Source organism: Tersicoccus solisilvae, assembly GCF_014643255.1.
Taxonomy (GTDB): Bacteria; Actinomycetota; Actinomycetes; order Actinomycetales; family Micrococcaceae; genus Tersicoccus; species Tersicoccus solisilvae.
This window is the reverse complement of sequence record NZ_BMJI01000001.1, coordinates 280,454-294,217: the sequence shown is the minus strand read 5'-3', so window position 1 is coordinate 294,217 and position 13,764 is coordinate 280,454. Positions and strand designations below refer to the sequence as shown.

Genomic DNA, 13,764 nt, shown 5'->3' with positions numbered 1-13,764 from the left:
CGGCGCTCACGCGACCATCCGACGACGGCCGTCGCGGGATCCTCCGTGGCGGCCGTCGTCGTCCGCGTCTTGTCGGAAATACCCCATGGGGGTATAGTCGGGAGGCGATGGGACAGCGAACGGGTCAGCGGCGGGCGGCCGTGCACACATCCGCCCTCGGTCTCGCCCTGGCCACGTTGCTGGTGACCGGCTGCGCCGGCGCGGGAAACGGGAACGACGGCGGTCACGGCGACCACGACATGGCGAACACGAGCGCTTCGTCGACGCCCTCCGGGACGGCGACGACAGGCGGCACCACCACCACCCACAATGACGCCGACGTCACGTTCGCGCAGATGATGCTCCCCCACCACGAGCAGGCCGTGCAGTTGAGCGACATCGTGCTCGCCAAGTCCGGTGTCGACCCGCAGGTCACCGCCGTGGCGAAGCAGGTCAAGGCCGCCCAGGGACCGGAGATCACCACGATGCGGAACTGGCTCCGTGCGTGGGGAGCCCCGGCCACGATGAGCGCCGCCCACGGGCATGCCATGAGCGGCATGGTCTCCGATGCCGACGTGCGGGCCCTGCGCGACGCCGACGCCGCCACGGCCGCCGACCTCTTCCTGACGCACATGATCGCCCATCACGAGGGCGCGGTGGCGATGGCGAGGGAGCAGGCCGCGAACGGGCAGAATCGAGAGGCGGTCCGGCTCGCCCAGGACGTCGTCACCAGCCAGACCGCTGAGATCGCCCGGATGACCGCCCTGCAGCACTGATCGACCCACCAGGACACGAGAACGAGGATGCGATGACCACCACCGTCAAGATCTCCGGCATGACCTGCGGCCACTGCGTCGATGCCGTGACCGAGGAACTGCGCGCGCTGGACGGCGTCGAGAACGTGGCGGTGGAGCTCGTCAACGGCGGCGTCTCCACCGCCCGGATCACGACGACCGGCCCGGTCAGCGAGAGCACCATCAGCGAGGCGATCGCCGAGGCCGGCTACGTCATGCTCGGCGACGACGCCGACTGATCAGCCGACCCGGTACCCGACCCAGATCCGAGACACCGACGCCGGCGGCATCCGCCCGGCCGAAGGGGAGCGACCGTTCATGAGCAGCGACACCCGCGTGGTGGACCTGGCGATCGAGGGCATGACGTGCGCGTCCTGCGTCGCCCGGGTGGAACGGAAGCTCAAGCGGCTCGACGGCGTCGACGCCGTCGTCAACCTGCCGCTCGAGTCCGCCCGGGTGACCGCCCCGGCCGACGTCACCGACGACGAACTGCTCGAGACGGTGCGTGCGACGGGGTACGGCGCCCGCCTGGTGCGGCCCACCGTCGGTCCGGCCCGCACCGGCCGCGTCGACACCGCCCGCGTCGACACCGCCCGCGTCGACACCGCCCAACTCGACACCGCCCAACTCGACACCGTCCCGGGCAGCACCGTCCCGGGCAGCACCGACACCGTCCCGCACGCGCAGACCGGACAGCCCGACTCCGCGCCGGGTTCCGACGCCGAGGTCGCGCCGAGCGAGCGCCGCGACGCGGCAGCCCTGCTGCGGTCGCGGATGATCATCGCCCTCGCGCTCAGCGTCCCGGTGTTCCTCATCTCGATGGCGCCGGGGCTGCAGTTCGCGCACTGGGGCTGGGTGGTCGCCGCCCTCTCCGCCCCGGTCGTCACCTGGTCCGCCTGGCCCTTCCACCGCGCCGCGGCGATCAACGCCCGGCACGGCGCCAGCACCATGGACACCCTGGTCTCGCTCGGCGTCGCCGTCGCCTGGCTCTTCTCCCTCGCCCAGCTGGTGCTGCACCCGGATCTGACGGCGCATCCCGGCCACGGCCACGCGCCGGTCTACTTCGAGACCGCCGCCGTCATCACCAGCTTCCTGCTGGTCGGCCGCTACGCCGAGGCCCGCGCGAAGGCGCGCAGCGGGGAGGCGCTGCGGCGGCTGCTCGACCTCGGTGCCCGGAGCGCCTCGGTGCTGCGACGCAGCGACGACGGCCACATCGTCGAGGTCGCCGTCCCGGTCGCGCAGCTGCGGATCGGCGACGCCTTCGTCGTCCGGCCGGGCGAGAAGATCGCGACCGACGGCGTCGTCGTGCACGGGGCCAGTGCCGTGGACACGTCGCTGATCACCGGCGAGTCCCTGCCGGTCGAGGTGACCGACGGCGACGAGGTCACCGGGGCGACCGTCAACACGAGCGGGCGGCTGCTCGTCCGCGCCACCGCCGTCGGCGCCGACACCGCGCTGGCGCAGATGGGTCGGCTGGTCAGCGACGCGCAGAGCGGCAAGGCGCCCATCGCCCGGCTCGCGGACCGGGTCTCGGCCGTGTTCGTCCCGATCGTCCTCGGCATCACCGTGCTCACCGCGGCGATCTGGCTGCTGACCACCGGGGACGCCGTCGCGGCGCTCACCGCGGCCGTCTCCGTCCTCGTCATCGCCTGCCCGTGCGCGCTCGGCCTGGCGACCCCGACGGCGTTGCTGACCGGCACCGGCCGCGGCGCCCAGCTCGGCATCCTGATCAAGGGCCCGGCCGTGCTCGAGGACACCCGCCGCGCGGACACGATCGTGCTGGACAAGACCGGGACGGTGACGACCGGCCGGCTGACCGTCGAGCACGTCGACGCGTTCGAGAGCTTCGACGGTGGCGACACCGATCGCCTGCTGCGCCTCGCCGCCGCCGTCGAGCACGCCAGCGAACACCCGATCGCCCGCGCCATCGCCGGCACGCAGCCCTCCCCGGCCGCGGTGGAACACTTCGCGTCCGCGCCCGGCGGCGGGGTCCGGGGCCTCGTGCTGGTGCCCTTCGCCGAGCAGGGCGGCGCCGGGCACATGGTCGTCGTCGGCCGCGAGGAGTGGCTGGGCGTCAGCGGGGTCGACGTCGACGAGCCGACGCGACTCCGGCTCGCCGAGGCCGAGCGCGACGGCGCCACCGCCGTCCTGGTCGCCGTCGACGGGCAGGTGGCCGGCATCATCACGCTGCGGGACGCCGTCAAGCCCGGCGCCGCCGACGCCATCGCCCGGTTGCGTCGTCTCGGACTCTCCCCGGTGCTGCTCACGGGCGACAACGCGCACTCCGCCGGTCACGTCGCGGCGCAGGTCGGCATCGACGCGGATCGGGTGCACGCGGGCGTGACGCCCGCCGAGAAGGTCGCCGTGGTCGAGCGGCTGCAGGCGGACGGCGCGACGGTCGCGATGGCCGGGGACGGCGTGAACGACGCGGCCGCACTCGCCCAGGCGGACCTCGGCCTGGCCATGGGCACCGGAACCGATGTCGCCATCGACGCCGCGGACATCACCCTGATGGGTCACCACCTCGGCCAGGTCGCCGACGCCGTCGAACTCTCCCGGCGTACCCTCGGCACGATCCGGTCCAACCTGTTCTGGGCGTTCGCCTACAACGTGCTCGCCATCCCGGTTGCCGCCCTGGGGCTGCTCAACCCCATGATCGCGGGGGCCGCGATGGCGTTCAGCTCGGTGTTCGTCGTGCTCAACAGCCTGCGGCTGCGCCGCTTCACCCCCGGCGGCTGACGCCGCGTCGGTCGGCGCGGCGAGCCCGGAGTACGCAGCGCAGCAACTCCCCTACCGCGCGACGGGCAGCGTGCCGGTCGTCGGATCGGCCAGGTCGACGTCGGTGACCGGCGTGCGGCGATTCGAGGCGGCCGAGCGCGCCTCCTGCCACCGGACCAGCACCAGCCCGATGATGATCAGCGCTCCACCGGCGAGCTGGATGCCGACCGGGCGCGATCCGACCAGCCACCACGCGAACAGGATCGAGAACATCACCTCGGTCAACCCGATGAACGAGGCCATGGTCGGGCCGAGGGCGCGGGTGGCGATGATGCCGGTGATGTAGGCCGCCGCGGTGGAGATCAGGATGACGCCGATCACCGGCACCAGCCAGGACACCCGGGCGCCGGCGAGGGTCACGTCCGTGAACGCGAACCGGGCGGGAAGCACGCCGGCCACCGAGCAGGCGATCAGCACGGCCGCCGCCACCATCATCGACGCGGTGGCCATCACCAGCGGCGGCAGCTCCTCGTACGGCCTGGCGGAGAGCAGGAAGAACACCACCAGGCAGACGGCCGCACCCAGGCCCCACAGGATGCCGACGGGGTGCAGCGTCACGCCGGCGAAGACATCGATGACGAGCAGGAGCCCCATGATCGCCGCGCCGCAGCCGGCCAGCGTCAACGCACCGGGCCGCACCCGCGTCCGCAGCCAGATCAGGCCGACGACCATGACCGGGGCCAGGTACTCGAGCAGCAGCGCGATGCCGGGCGAGATGTACTGGACGGCGTTGAAATAGCAGAGCTGGCAGCCCGCGATGGCCACCAGGCCGTACACGGCGATCAGGGAGCGGAACCGGCGCAGCAGCCACCAGCGGCCACGCAGCATCAGCAGCGCCGGCACGGCCAGCACGACGGCGGCACCGGTGATGCGGACGGTGACCGCGGCGCCCGGGCTCCAGCCGGCCGTCAGCAGGGCACTCGCGAAGCTGCCGGACGTGGCGAACACGGCCGCGGAGACGAGGGCGGCGATCAGGCCGGCCGCCGGGGGACGCGTGGCTGCCACGGGGCACCTCCGTCGAGCTGTCATGAGTGAAACGGTTTACACTGGTGACAGTAGAACCGTCGAGGTCAGGAGTCAAGGTGGTTTTTGCCCATGACGCGGAGATGTCGCTGCTCTCCGCTGCGCGGCTGGTCAACACCGCCGTCGAGGGCGGCGATCCCTTGCGCACCCCCGCGGATCTCGACGCCTTCCTGGACCGCGAGCAGTACTCGGGCGTCCGCGCCGGCGACGACGCCGAGCTGCGCGAGATCCTCGCCCTCCGCGACCGTGTGCGCGAGCTGTGGACGATGACCGAGGACGAGCTCGTGATCGCCGTCAATGCCCTGCTCGCCGACGCCCGAGCGCTGCCGCAGCTGGTCAAGCACGACCACTGGGACTGGCACCTGCACGCCACGGCGTCGACCGACCCGCTGGCGAAGCGTGTGGGCGTGGAGACCGCGATGGCGCTCGTGGACGTCGTCCGCGCGGGCGAGGTCGCACGGCTCAAGGTGTGCGCGGCGGAGGACTGCGACGCGGTGCTGGTGGACCTGTCGAAGAACCGGTCGAAGCGCTACTGCGACGTCGGCAACTGCGGGAACCGGGCGAACGTCGCCGCGTACCGGGCGAGGAAGGCGGCCGCGTCCGGCTGAGGCGTCAGTCCGCCTCGTCCGCGCGCCGCTGGCCGAAGGCCGGGTCCTCGACGTGGTCCGGGTCGGTGGGCGCCTTGGCCGCGCCGCCCGGGATCCGGGAGGAGACCCGGTTGATGCCGCTGCCCTTGCCGAGGTGGTCCGCGTTGGGCCGCTCGATCATCATGAGCATGGCGGCCACGACCAGCGAGACGATGAAGGCGATGCCCGCCGCCACGGTCGCCGTGTCCACCCGCATCTGGTGAGCGGTGCCGCCCGAAGCGGCGAAGAGCACGACGACGAAGGTCACGGCGGCCAGCACCGCGGAGAAGATGAGGGGAGCCTTCACGGTGGCCTTGATCCCTCGCGTCGACCGCTGCCCGTCCTGCGGCACGTGCACTCCTCCTTCACGACAACGGGCCGCCAGTGGTGCGGGCGGCCCGTTCTCCAGTCTACGTCGTCGTCAGGCGGGCAGAGACCCGGAGACCGTCTCATGCCGGACGGTCAGGGCGCCGATCAGCATGACCACGGCACAGATGATCGCCCCGCCGCCGAGGACGCCGAGCATGCCGTGCGGGCCCAGATCCTGCACGAGCGGCAGGATGATGCCGGAGCCGGCCATGGCCAGACCGATGATCACGCCGTCGCGGACCACGGGATGCGAGCGCCGCGACATCCAGCACACGCTGGCCTCCATCAGGCCGAACAACGTGAACCCGAGAGCGGCCACCATGGCGAACATCGCCCGGCTCGGCGCGACCAGCACGATGACGCCGAACAGCGCGATCGTCAGGGCGTACGCGAGCACCCGTCGGTCCCGCACGGCCGCGGAGATCCGCCAGTTCACCAACCCGAGGAGCAGCATGTAGACGGCGACCATGACGTGCATCGCGGTGTCGTCGGGCGTCGCCCAGAAGGTCGTGGTCAGGCCGAACAGGGCGCAGACCAGACCACGCGCCAGCAGCAGGGACCAGGCACGCCCCAGGAAGCGGGGCGTGTGTGCGGAGGAAGACATCGCGGTCAGTCTAGTGCGGCGCCCCGAGGTCCTCGCCCGAACGGGATGCGCGGCCGCTCAGGGCGCGCCCGTCACCATCCAGGCCCCGGTGCGGGCCCGCAGGCTCAGCGTGAGCGCGCGGGAGGCGAGGTAGCCGATCGCGAATGCGGCCCACAGCCAGGCCAGCGCCGCGGTGCCCTCCGCCCCGCCCAGGTGCACCCAGGCGAGCAGCGGGAGGTAGGTGGCCAGGTTCACCAGGCCGGTCAGGGCGAGGTAGCGCGCATCGCCGGCACCGATCAGGATGCCGTCGAGCACGAACACCAGTCCACAGATCGGCTGGCCGACCGCGAGCACGAGGACGGCGACGGCGAAGGCCCCGCGGACGGCGTCGTCCCCGGTGAACAGGAACCCCAGCCAGGGGGCGGCGACGGCCAGCAGCACGCCGGTGACGACGCCGAAGCCGGTGCCCCAGAGGATCATCCGGCGGGTCAGCCCGCGGACCAGCGGGAGATCACCGCCGCCGAGTTCCCGGCCGATCAGCGCCTGACCGGCGATGGCCAGGGCGTCCAGCACCATCGCCAGGGCGTTGAACATCGTCATGGTCAGCTGGTGCGCGGCGAGATTCACCGGTCCCTGCGCGGTCGCGACGAGCACCGTCGTGAGGATCGCGACGCGCAGGCTCAGGGTGCGCAGCATCAGCCACGAACCCACCCGGGAGGCGGCGACGATGCCGGCCGGCGACGGTCGCAGGCTCAGGCGCTCCGCCGCGAAGGCCCGGCCGAGGATGACCAGGTAGACGACCGCCATGCTCCACTGCGCCAGCGACGTGCCGATCGCGGCGCCCGTCACGGACCAGCCGGCCCCGTAGACCAGCGCCAGGTCCAGCACGATGTTCAGGCCGAAGCCACCGACCGCGACGACGAGCGGGGTGCGGGTGTCCTGCAGTCCGCGCAGCACGCCGGTCGCGGCGAGCACGAGCAGCATGGCGACCAGGCCCGGCATGCTGTTCCGCAGGAAGTCGGCGGCGAAGCCCGCGACGGCGCCCTCCGCCCCCAGCGCGCGCACCACCGGCCCGGCGGTGAGCCAGCCGGCCACGGCCAGCACGACGCCCAGGCCGACGCCCAGCCACATCCCGTCCCGGCCCATCGCGAGCGCCGTCGCCCGGTCACCGGCCCCGATCCGCCGGGCGACCGCGGCCGTCGTCGAGTAGGCGAGGAAGACCATCAGCCCGACGGCGGTCTGGATGACGGTGGCGGCGAGCCCGACGCCGGCGAGCTGGTCGACGCCGAGGTGGCCGATGATCGCGGAGTCGGCGAGCAGGAACAGCGGCTCGGCGACCAGCGCGCCGAGGGCGGGTACCGCGAGCGCGAGGATCCGCCGGTTGATGCCGGCACCGGCCCGACGCTCGTGTGCCCGGGCCTCTCGTGTCGTCACGTCTCGAGCCTAGACACCGCCACCGACCACACCCCGGCGCACGGGTTCCGAGGACGCGGTGTCACGGCACCGCCCCCGCGAGAGCCCGTGCGGCAGGATGGGCACAGAGCGCCGTCCGTCCAGGGGAGCATCATGACCGAATCGCCCGAGTCCACCGAACGCGCCACCGCGCCCGCGTCTGCCCGCGCCGAGCCCGACGAGTTCTCGTTCCTGCCGGAGGACGCCGACCGGGTGGGCCTCGGCTCCGCGCTGCCCGCGCATCGCCGCATCACGGTCACCCGAGCGGAGGACGCCGTCGTCTCGGCCATCGAGTGGGGCTCGCACCCGCCCCAGGTCACGCTGCTGCACGGCGCCGGCCTGAACGCGCACACCTGGGATCCCACGGTGCTGTGCCTGAACGTCGGCACGCTGGCCGTCGACCTGCCCGGGCACGGCGACTCCACCTGGCGCGACGACGCCGACTACGGCCCCGCCCGCAACGCCGACGCCGTCGCCGACCTGTTGACGGAGATCGACGCCGGCCCGCAGGTGGTCGTGGGCCAGTCCCTCGGCGGCCTCACCGGCATCCTGCTGGCCGCCGCGCACCCCGAGCTGGTCTCGCACCTGATCCTCGTCGACATCGTGCCGGCCCTGCCGCAGACCGCCGATGCCGCCGACGCACCCGCCGACACCGCGCCCGTCCCGGCCGGCACCGGCGCACCGGTCACCGACCCGGGTGCCGCCGAGTCCGCGGCCACGCCCGGCAAGCCCACGCTCGCGCAGATCCGCGAGTTCATGACCGGCCGGCGGCAGTACGACAGCCGGGAGCAGATCATCGACCGGGCCCTGGCGTTCGGCTACGGCCCGGATCGCGGCGCCCTCACCCGCGGCGTCACCCTGAACACCCGGCGCCGCGACGACGGGCAGTACGAGTTCAAGCACCATCTCGCCCACCTCGCCCCCGAGGCGGCGCTGGCGGCGGGCCGGGACAGCGCCGACCTGTGGGAACCCCTCACCGGCCTGTCCATCCCGGTGCTGCTGATCCGCGGCCGGCAGGGCGTGATCGACACCGCGCAGGTCGCCGAGTTCCTGCGCCGCGTGCCCCAGGGCGACGTCGTCGAGCTGGACTCCGGGCACAACGTCCAGGAGGACTCGCCGGCGGCGCTCGCCGACCTCGTCCGGGCGTTCTCCGAGCGGCCGTCGCCGAACTGACGGCGTCGGGCGTCGGTGTGTGACCAAGGCCTCACCCGCCGTCCCGCCGCGGCGTCTAGACTTCTTCGCTTGACGGGTCAAGCATCCGTTCGCTGCCCGCTGCTTCAACGATGAGGACCCCATGTCTGACGCCCAGACGCCCGATCCCGGTACGCCGTCCCCCGGTTCCGCCCCCCGCGTCGGTTTCGAGCGCCGCCGCCGGCGCGGCCCGGGGCTGCCGATCATCATCGGGATCGTCGTGCTCGCGCTCATCGCCGGGACCATCGCGGTCATCGCCAACCTGAACGCCCGGCCGACGGCGTCGCCGTCCGGCGGGGCCGGGGAGGCCGACACCGGTGCCACGCTCCGGCTGGGGCTGCGGCTCGAGCCGACCAATCTGAACATCCGCCGGACGGCCGGCGTCGCCCTCGAGCAGGCGCTGTTGGACAACGTCTACCAGGGCCTGGTCTCCCGCACCGCGGACGGGCAGTACCGGGACGCCCTCGCCGCCGGGCACGAGGTGTCCGGCGACGGGAAGACCTACACGTTCACCCTGCGCGACGGCGTGACCTTCCACAACGGGGCCGCGCTGACCGCGCAGGACGTCGTCGCCTCCCTCACGCAGGTGAAGAACGACGCGAGCCTGGCCAATCATGCCGACCTCGCCGCGGTCCGGTCGATCACCGCCGAGGGGTCGACCATCCGGCTGACGCTCGACCACCCGGACTCCAACCTCATGTTCGCGTTGGCGGGGCGGGCCGGCATCGTGCTGAAGCAGGGCGCGACCAACGACCTGGCGTCGACGGCGAACGGCACGGGCCCGTTCCGGGTCGCGTCCTGGAAGCAGGGGTCGACACTGTCGCTGAAGCGCTTCGACGGGTACTGGGGCGAGAAGGCGAAGCTCGCGGGTGTCGACCTGACCTATCTGCCCCAGGCGGCGTCGGCCAACAACGCGGTGCTCTCCGGCTCCGTGGACGTGCAGACCGCGCTGGACCCCACGCTGATCGAGCAGGTCCGCGGTGCCCGCGGCTACACCATCGCCGAGGGACGCACCAACGACGAGTACACGCTCGCCTACAACAGCGGCAAGGCCCCGCTGAACAAGCTCGAGGTGCGGCAGGCGCTCAGCCAGGCCATCGACACCGACGCCATCATCAAGGCCATCAACGACGGCGGCACGAAGCTGGGCGGGCCGATCCCCGAACTGGATCCCGGCTACGAGGACCTGACGGCGATCAACGCCTACAACCCGGACAACGCGAAGAAGCTGCTCGCCGCGGCCGGCGCCGACACGCTGTCCCTGACGCTGACCATCCCCAACGTCTACGGCTCCACCGTCTCGGACCTGCTGGTCTCCCAGTTCGCGGCGGTCGGCGTGACGCTGAAGGTGCGGCAGGTCGAGTTCCCCACCTGGCTGACCGACGTCTACACCAACAAGAACTACGACCTCAGCTTCGTCAACCACGCCGAGGCCCGGGACTTCGGCAACTATGCGAACCCGGACTACTACTTCAACTACCGCAACCCGAAGGTCACCACCCTGTACCAGCAGGCGCAGCAGGCCGTGAACGAGCAGGAGGCCGGAGACCTGCTGAAGCAGGCGGCGCGGCTGGTGGCCGAGGACGCCCCGGCGAAGTGGCTCTACAGCGGCAAGGCCCTCACGGCGATCTCCGACCGGGTGCACGGCTTCCCGACGGACGCCACGACGTCACGGCTCGACCTGGCCGGGGTGTCGATCAGCAGGTAGCGGCTCACGTGGGGTGAGCCGCGCCCTCCTCGGGATCGACGACGTCGTCGTCGTCGCGCCCGTGGCCCGACCCCATCGGGATCGCCCCGGTGTCCGTGCGCTCCACGCCCTCGGGAGCGTCCCAGGTCAGCGTGATCTCGACGCCCTCGTCGGTCGGGCTGACGCGCAGGACGAGGTCCTCCCCGAACAGGCGCTCGTGGCTGTCGTCGGCGAGGGCCTGGGTGGAGAGATCGGACATGGCCCACGCCATCGCGCGGCCCCAGTCCTGCGGATTGCGGCTGTTCGCCTCGGTCGTGGCTCGATACTGCTTTCCCATGCCTCCATGATGACGCGCCCCCGTGGGCGGCACCACCGGCGACGAGGCGTTGCGGGCGGCACCGACCTGCCAGACTGGGGCCCGTGCTCCGGTTCCTCCTCACCCGCCTCGGGCTGCTGCTGGTCGCCCTGTGGGTGACGAGCGTGCTCATCTTCCTGGCGCTGCGGGTGCTTCCGGGCGACGTGGCCCAGGTGATCGGCGGGACGACGGCGACGCCGCAGCAGCTGGCCGCGATCCGCGCCGGGCTCGGCCTGGACGACCCGCTGATCGTGCAGTACCTGCACTGGATCGGCGGGGTACTGCGCCTCGACCTCGGCACATCGCTGCTCACCGGGGTCCCGGTCGCCGACGAACTGGCGCAGAAGATGCAGGTCACCGTGCCGTTGGCGGTGCTGAGCCTCGTCATCGCCCTGCTCGTCGCCCTGCCGCTCGGCGTGATCGCGGCGGTGCGCCGGCACCATCCCGACGGCGGCGTCCTCGGCGTCGTCGGGCAGCTCTTCGCGGCGGTGCCCGCGGTGTGGGCGGGCATGATGTTCATCGCCGTCTTCGCGCTCGGGCTCGGCCTGTTCCCCGCGCAGGGATTCCCGCTGGACGGGTGGCATCGGCCGTGGCAGGCCTTGCACTCCCTCATGCTGCCGGCCCTGACCATCGGCATCGTCGAGGGGGCCGTGCTGCTGCGGTTCGTCCGGTCCGCGACGCTCACGGCCCTGGGGCAGGATCACGTGCGGACCGCCGCGGCCAAGGGCATGACCCGCACCCGGGCCCTGGTGACCCACGGGCTGCCGAGCGTCGGGCTGTCGATCATCTCCGTGCTCGGGCTGCAGGTGGCCGGGCTGATCGTCGGGGCCGTCGTGATCGAGCAGTTGTTCGCGTTGCCGGGACTCGGTCGGATGCTCGTGGCCGACGTCGGCAACCGTGACCTGCCGAAGGTGCAGTCGACCATCCTCGTGCTCACCGCACTCGTGCTGATCGTCGGCACCGCGGTCGACGTCGTGCACCGGCTGATCGACCCCCGGCAGCGGGAGACCGTCTCGTGAGCGCGCGTGTTTCCCACCCCGAGGCGCCCCGACGGCGCCGACGGCGACCCGGTGCCGGCCGGCTCCTGCTCCGGCAGCCGATCGGCGTCGGCGCGCTCGTCGTCCTCGCCGGCGTCGTGCTCGCCGCCCTCCTGTCGCTGGTGTGGACGCCGTACGACCCGATGGCCGCCTCCTCGCGACTGTGGGCCGCCCCGAGCCCGGCGCACTGGTTCGGGACGGACCAGATCGGCCGGGACATCTTCTCGCGCGTGCTGGCCGGGTCGCGGGTGGCCGTGCAGGTCGCCGTGTTCTCCGCGCTGCTGGCCGCCGTCGTCGGACTCGCGTTCGGCGCCCTGAGCACACTGACCACCCGCTGGGTGCGGGAGCCGGTGGCCATCCTCGTCGACGTGCTGATCGCGTTCCCCACGCTGCTGATCGCCATGATGCTCGCGGCGACGTTCGGCGGGTCGCTGGCCGTCGTCGTCGTCGCCGTCGGCATCGGCTACGGCGTGGGCGCCTCCCGGGTGCTGCGCAGCGAGTTCCGGATCGTCGCCGGTGCGGACTACGTGCTCGCCGCGGAGGCCTCCGGGTTGAGCCGGTCGCGGATCCTCACCCGGCACGTCCTGCCCAACATCGCACCCGCCTTCATCGTGCAGCTCTCGCTCACCATGGCCCTGTCGCAGCTGGCCGAGGCGGGCCTGTCCTACCTCGGGTACGGGGCGCCGACGTCGGTGATCAGCTGGGGCCGGATGCTCGCCGAGATGCAGGACCACGTGACCACCCACCCGCTGGCCGCGTTCTGGCCCGGGGCGGCGATCGCCGTCACCGTCCTCGCGCTCAACCTGCTCGGCGACGCCCTGCGCGAGGCCACCGACCCGACGCTCGGCACGTCCCGGTCCGCCCGCCGTCGCGGCACCGAGTCCGCCGGCGCCCTGAGCCTGGGGGCATGATCCGATGACGTTCCGTTCCCCCGGTGACTCCGCGGCTCCCCGTGTCTCCGTCCACTGGTCACTCGATGCCGGTTCTCGACCCGGATCGGCCCCGAAAGCGGCGGCAACGGACCAGTGGACGCGGGCGTCCCCGTCTCTCCGTCCGCTCGACGACAGGGGGCGGCGATGACCCTGACCGTCACCGACCTGACCGTGACGATCGGCGACCGCGCCGTCGTGGACACGGTCTCGTTCGCCGTGCCCGACGGCGGCCGCCTCGGCATCATCGGCGAGTCCGGCTCCGGCAAGACGCTGACCGCCCTGGCGATCACCGGTCTGCTGCCCGCCTCGGCCACCGCCACCGGATCCGTCGTCCTGGACGGGCGGGAGCTGCTCGGCGCCGGCGAGCGCGAACTGGCCGGCATCCGGGGCGATGCGATCGGCATGGTGTTCCAGGAACCCCGCACCGCGCTGAACCCGCTGCGCCGCGTCGGGCGGCAGATGTCCGAGCCGCTGCGGCTGCACTACCGTCTCGACCGCCGTCAGGCGCGGCAGGCCGCCGTCGACCTCGCCGCCCGGGTCGGCCTGCCGGAGCCCGAGCGCATCGTCGACCGCTACCCGCACGAGCTCTCCGGCGGGCAGCGGCAGCGCGTCGGCATCGCGATCGCCGTGGCCTGCAATCCCGGCCTGCTGATCGCCGACGAGCCGACGACGGCGCTCGACGTGACCGTCCAGGCGGCCATCCTCGACCTGTTCGACCGGCTCGTCACGGAGCAGTCGTCCAGCCTCGTGTTCATCACCCACAACCTCGCGGTGCTCGCCCGGGTGTGCACCGACGTCGTCGTGATGGCGGACGGGCGGATCATCGAGGCCGGCCCGACGGCGCGGGTCGTCGACGCTTCGGAGCACCCGGTCACGCGTGGCCTGGTCGCCGCGGCGCGGGCCACGGGACTGACGCCGGGCGATCCCGGCACCGATGCGGAGGTGGGCCGATGAGCAC

Annotated in this window: 14 protein-coding genes; 9 read left to right on the top strand and 5 right to left on the bottom strand. The window is 72.7% G+C overall.

The window, feature by feature from the left end; all coding sequences use genetic code 11:
• The first annotated feature begins 107 nt into the window (after positions 1 to 107).
• The 3 genes from IEX22_RS01435 to IEX22_RS01425 all read left to right on the top strand — a co-directional run bounded on the left by IEX22_RS01435 (position 108) and on the right by IEX22_RS01425 (position 3,512).
• A complete protein-coding gene (locus tag IEX22_RS01435; RefSeq protein WP_188665247.1) occupies positions 108 to 755 on the top strand; it encodes a DUF305 domain-containing protein in 648 nt (215 codons plus the stop codon).
• A 32-nt stretch (positions 756 to 787) separates the two neighbouring features.
• Positions 788 to 1,012 carry a heavy-metal-associated domain-containing protein gene (locus tag IEX22_RS01430; RefSeq protein WP_188665244.1) on the top strand — a complete coding sequence of 75 codons (225 nt, stop codon included), beginning with the start codon at positions 788 to 790 and terminating at the stop codon, positions 1,010 to 1,012.
• Positions 1,013 to 1,091: 79 nt separating this feature from the next.
• Positions 1,092 to 3,512, top strand: coding sequence for a heavy metal translocating P-type ATPase (locus IEX22_RS01425; RefSeq protein ID WP_188665241.1), 2,421 nt, complete (start codon positions 1,092 to 1,094; stop codon positions 3,510 to 3,512).
• A 51-nt stretch (positions 3,513 to 3,563) separates the two neighbouring features.
• Here the strand turns inward: IEX22_RS01425 and IEX22_RS01420 are convergent, their stop codons facing one another.
• Positions 3,564 to 4,556, bottom strand: a complete 993-nt coding sequence (locus IEX22_RS01420; RefSeq protein ID WP_229659677.1) for an EamA family transporter — start codon at positions 4,554 to 4,556, stop codon at positions 3,564 to 3,566.
• A 77-nt stretch (positions 4,557 to 4,633) separates the two neighbouring features.
• Between IEX22_RS01420 and IEX22_RS01415 the strand changes: the two genes are divergently transcribed.
• Positions 4,634 to 5,182 (top strand): CGNR zinc finger domain-containing protein, encoded by a 549-nt coding sequence (locus IEX22_RS01415; protein WP_188665234.1) that lies wholly within the window; start codon positions 4,634 to 4,636, stop codon positions 5,180 to 5,182.
• A 4-nt stretch (positions 5,183 to 5,186) separates the two neighbouring features.
• Here IEX22_RS01415 and IEX22_RS01410 read toward each other — a convergent pair whose 3' ends face one another.
• The 3 genes from IEX22_RS01410 to IEX22_RS01400 all read right to left on the bottom strand — a co-directional run bounded on the left by IEX22_RS01410 (position 5,187) and on the right by IEX22_RS01400 (position 7,586).
• Positions 5,187 to 5,552 carry a hypothetical protein gene (locus IEX22_RS01410; protein ID WP_188665232.1) on the bottom strand — a complete coding sequence of 122 codons (366 nt, stop codon included), beginning with the start codon at positions 5,550 to 5,552 and terminating at the stop codon, positions 5,187 to 5,189.
• A gap of 69 nt (positions 5,553 to 5,621) precedes the next feature.
• Positions 5,622 to 6,173: a hypothetical protein gene (locus IEX22_RS01405; protein WP_188665228.1), complete on the bottom strand. Its 552-nt coding sequence runs from the start codon at positions 6,171 to 6,173 to the stop codon at positions 5,622 to 5,624.
• A 57-nt stretch (positions 6,174 to 6,230) separates the two neighbouring features.
• The gene (locus IEX22_RS01400; RefSeq protein ID WP_229659676.1) at positions 6,231 to 7,586 is read right to left on the bottom strand and encodes an MATE family efflux transporter; all 1,356 of its coding nucleotides are present in this window, start codon (positions 7,584 to 7,586) and stop codon (positions 6,231 to 6,233) included.
• Between the two features lie 132 nt (positions 7,587 to 7,718).
• Between IEX22_RS01400 and IEX22_RS01395 the strand changes: the two genes are divergently transcribed.
• On the top strand, positions 7,719 to 8,777 hold the full coding sequence (locus IEX22_RS01395) for an alpha/beta fold hydrolase (RefSeq protein WP_188665226.1): 1,059 nt from the start codon (positions 7,719 to 7,721) through the stop codon (positions 8,775 to 8,777).
• 121 nt (positions 8,778 to 8,898) lie between these two features.
• Positions 8,899 to 10,503 carry an ABC transporter substrate-binding protein gene (locus tag IEX22_RS01390; RefSeq protein WP_188665223.1) on the top strand — a complete coding sequence of 535 codons (1,605 nt, stop codon included), beginning with the start codon at positions 8,899 to 8,901 and terminating at the stop codon, positions 10,501 to 10,503.
• Between the two features lie 4 nt (positions 10,504 to 10,507).
• Here IEX22_RS01390 and IEX22_RS01385 read toward each other — a convergent pair whose 3' ends face one another.
• Positions 10,508 to 10,819 (bottom strand): hypothetical protein, encoded by a 312-nt coding sequence (locus IEX22_RS01385; RefSeq protein ID WP_188665220.1) that lies wholly within the window; start codon positions 10,817 to 10,819, stop codon positions 10,508 to 10,510.
• Between the two features lie 83 nt (positions 10,820 to 10,902).
• On the opposite strand from IEX22_RS01385, the gene IEX22_RS01380 reads away from it, so the two are divergent.
• From IEX22_RS01380 to IEX22_RS01370, 3 genes are all read left to right on the top strand, one after another.
• Positions 10,903 to 11,856 (top strand): ABC transporter permease, encoded by a 954-nt coding sequence (locus IEX22_RS01380; RefSeq protein ID WP_188665217.1) that lies wholly within the window; start codon positions 10,903 to 10,905, stop codon positions 11,854 to 11,856.
• Positions 11,853 to 12,785, top strand: a complete 933-nt coding sequence (locus IEX22_RS01375) for an ABC transporter permease (protein WP_229659675.1) — start codon at positions 11,853 to 11,855, stop codon at positions 12,783 to 12,785. Before IEX22_RS01380 ends, IEX22_RS01375 begins: the two co-directional genes overlap by 4 nt.
• Positions 12,786 to 12,950: 165 nt before the next feature.
• Complete coding sequence (locus IEX22_RS01370) at positions 12,951 to 13,760, top strand: ABC transporter ATP-binding protein (protein WP_188665214.1); 810 nt, start codon at positions 12,951 to 12,953, stop codon at positions 13,758 to 13,760.
• Positions 13,761 to 13,764: the final 4 nt, after the last annotated feature.

Excerpts from the sequence above, each read along its gene's own strand:
- IEX22_RS01370 (WP_188665214.1), top strand. The coding sequence starts at position 12,951 with ATGACCCTGACCGTCACCGACCTGACCGTGACGATCGGCGACCGCGCC.
- IEX22_RS01405 (WP_188665228.1), bottom strand. The coding sequence starts at position 6,173 with ATGTCTTCCTCCGCACACACGCCCCGCTTCCTGGGGCGTGCCTGGTCC.
- IEX22_RS01385 (WP_188665220.1), bottom strand. The coding sequence starts at position 10,819 with ATGGGAAAGCAGTATCGAGCCACGACCGAGGCGAACAGCCGCAATCCG.
- IEX22_RS01390 (WP_188665223.1), top strand. The coding sequence starts at position 8,899 with ATGTCTGACGCCCAGACGCCCGATCCCGGTACGCCGTCCCCCGGTTCC.
- IEX22_RS01395 (WP_188665226.1), top strand. The coding sequence starts at position 7,719 with ATGACCGAATCGCCCGAGTCCACCGAACGCGCCACCGCGCCCGCGTCT.
- IEX22_RS01430 (WP_188665244.1), top strand. The coding sequence starts at position 788 with ATGACCACCACCGTCAAGATCTCCGGCATGACCTGCGGCCACTGCGTC.
- IEX22_RS01425 (WP_188665241.1), top strand. The coding sequence starts at position 1,092 with ATGAGCAGCGACACCCGCGTGGTGGACCTGGCGATCGAGGGCATGACG.
- IEX22_RS01435 (WP_188665247.1), top strand. The coding sequence starts at position 108 with ATGGGACAGCGAACGGGTCAGCGGCGGGCGGCCGTGCACACATCCGCC.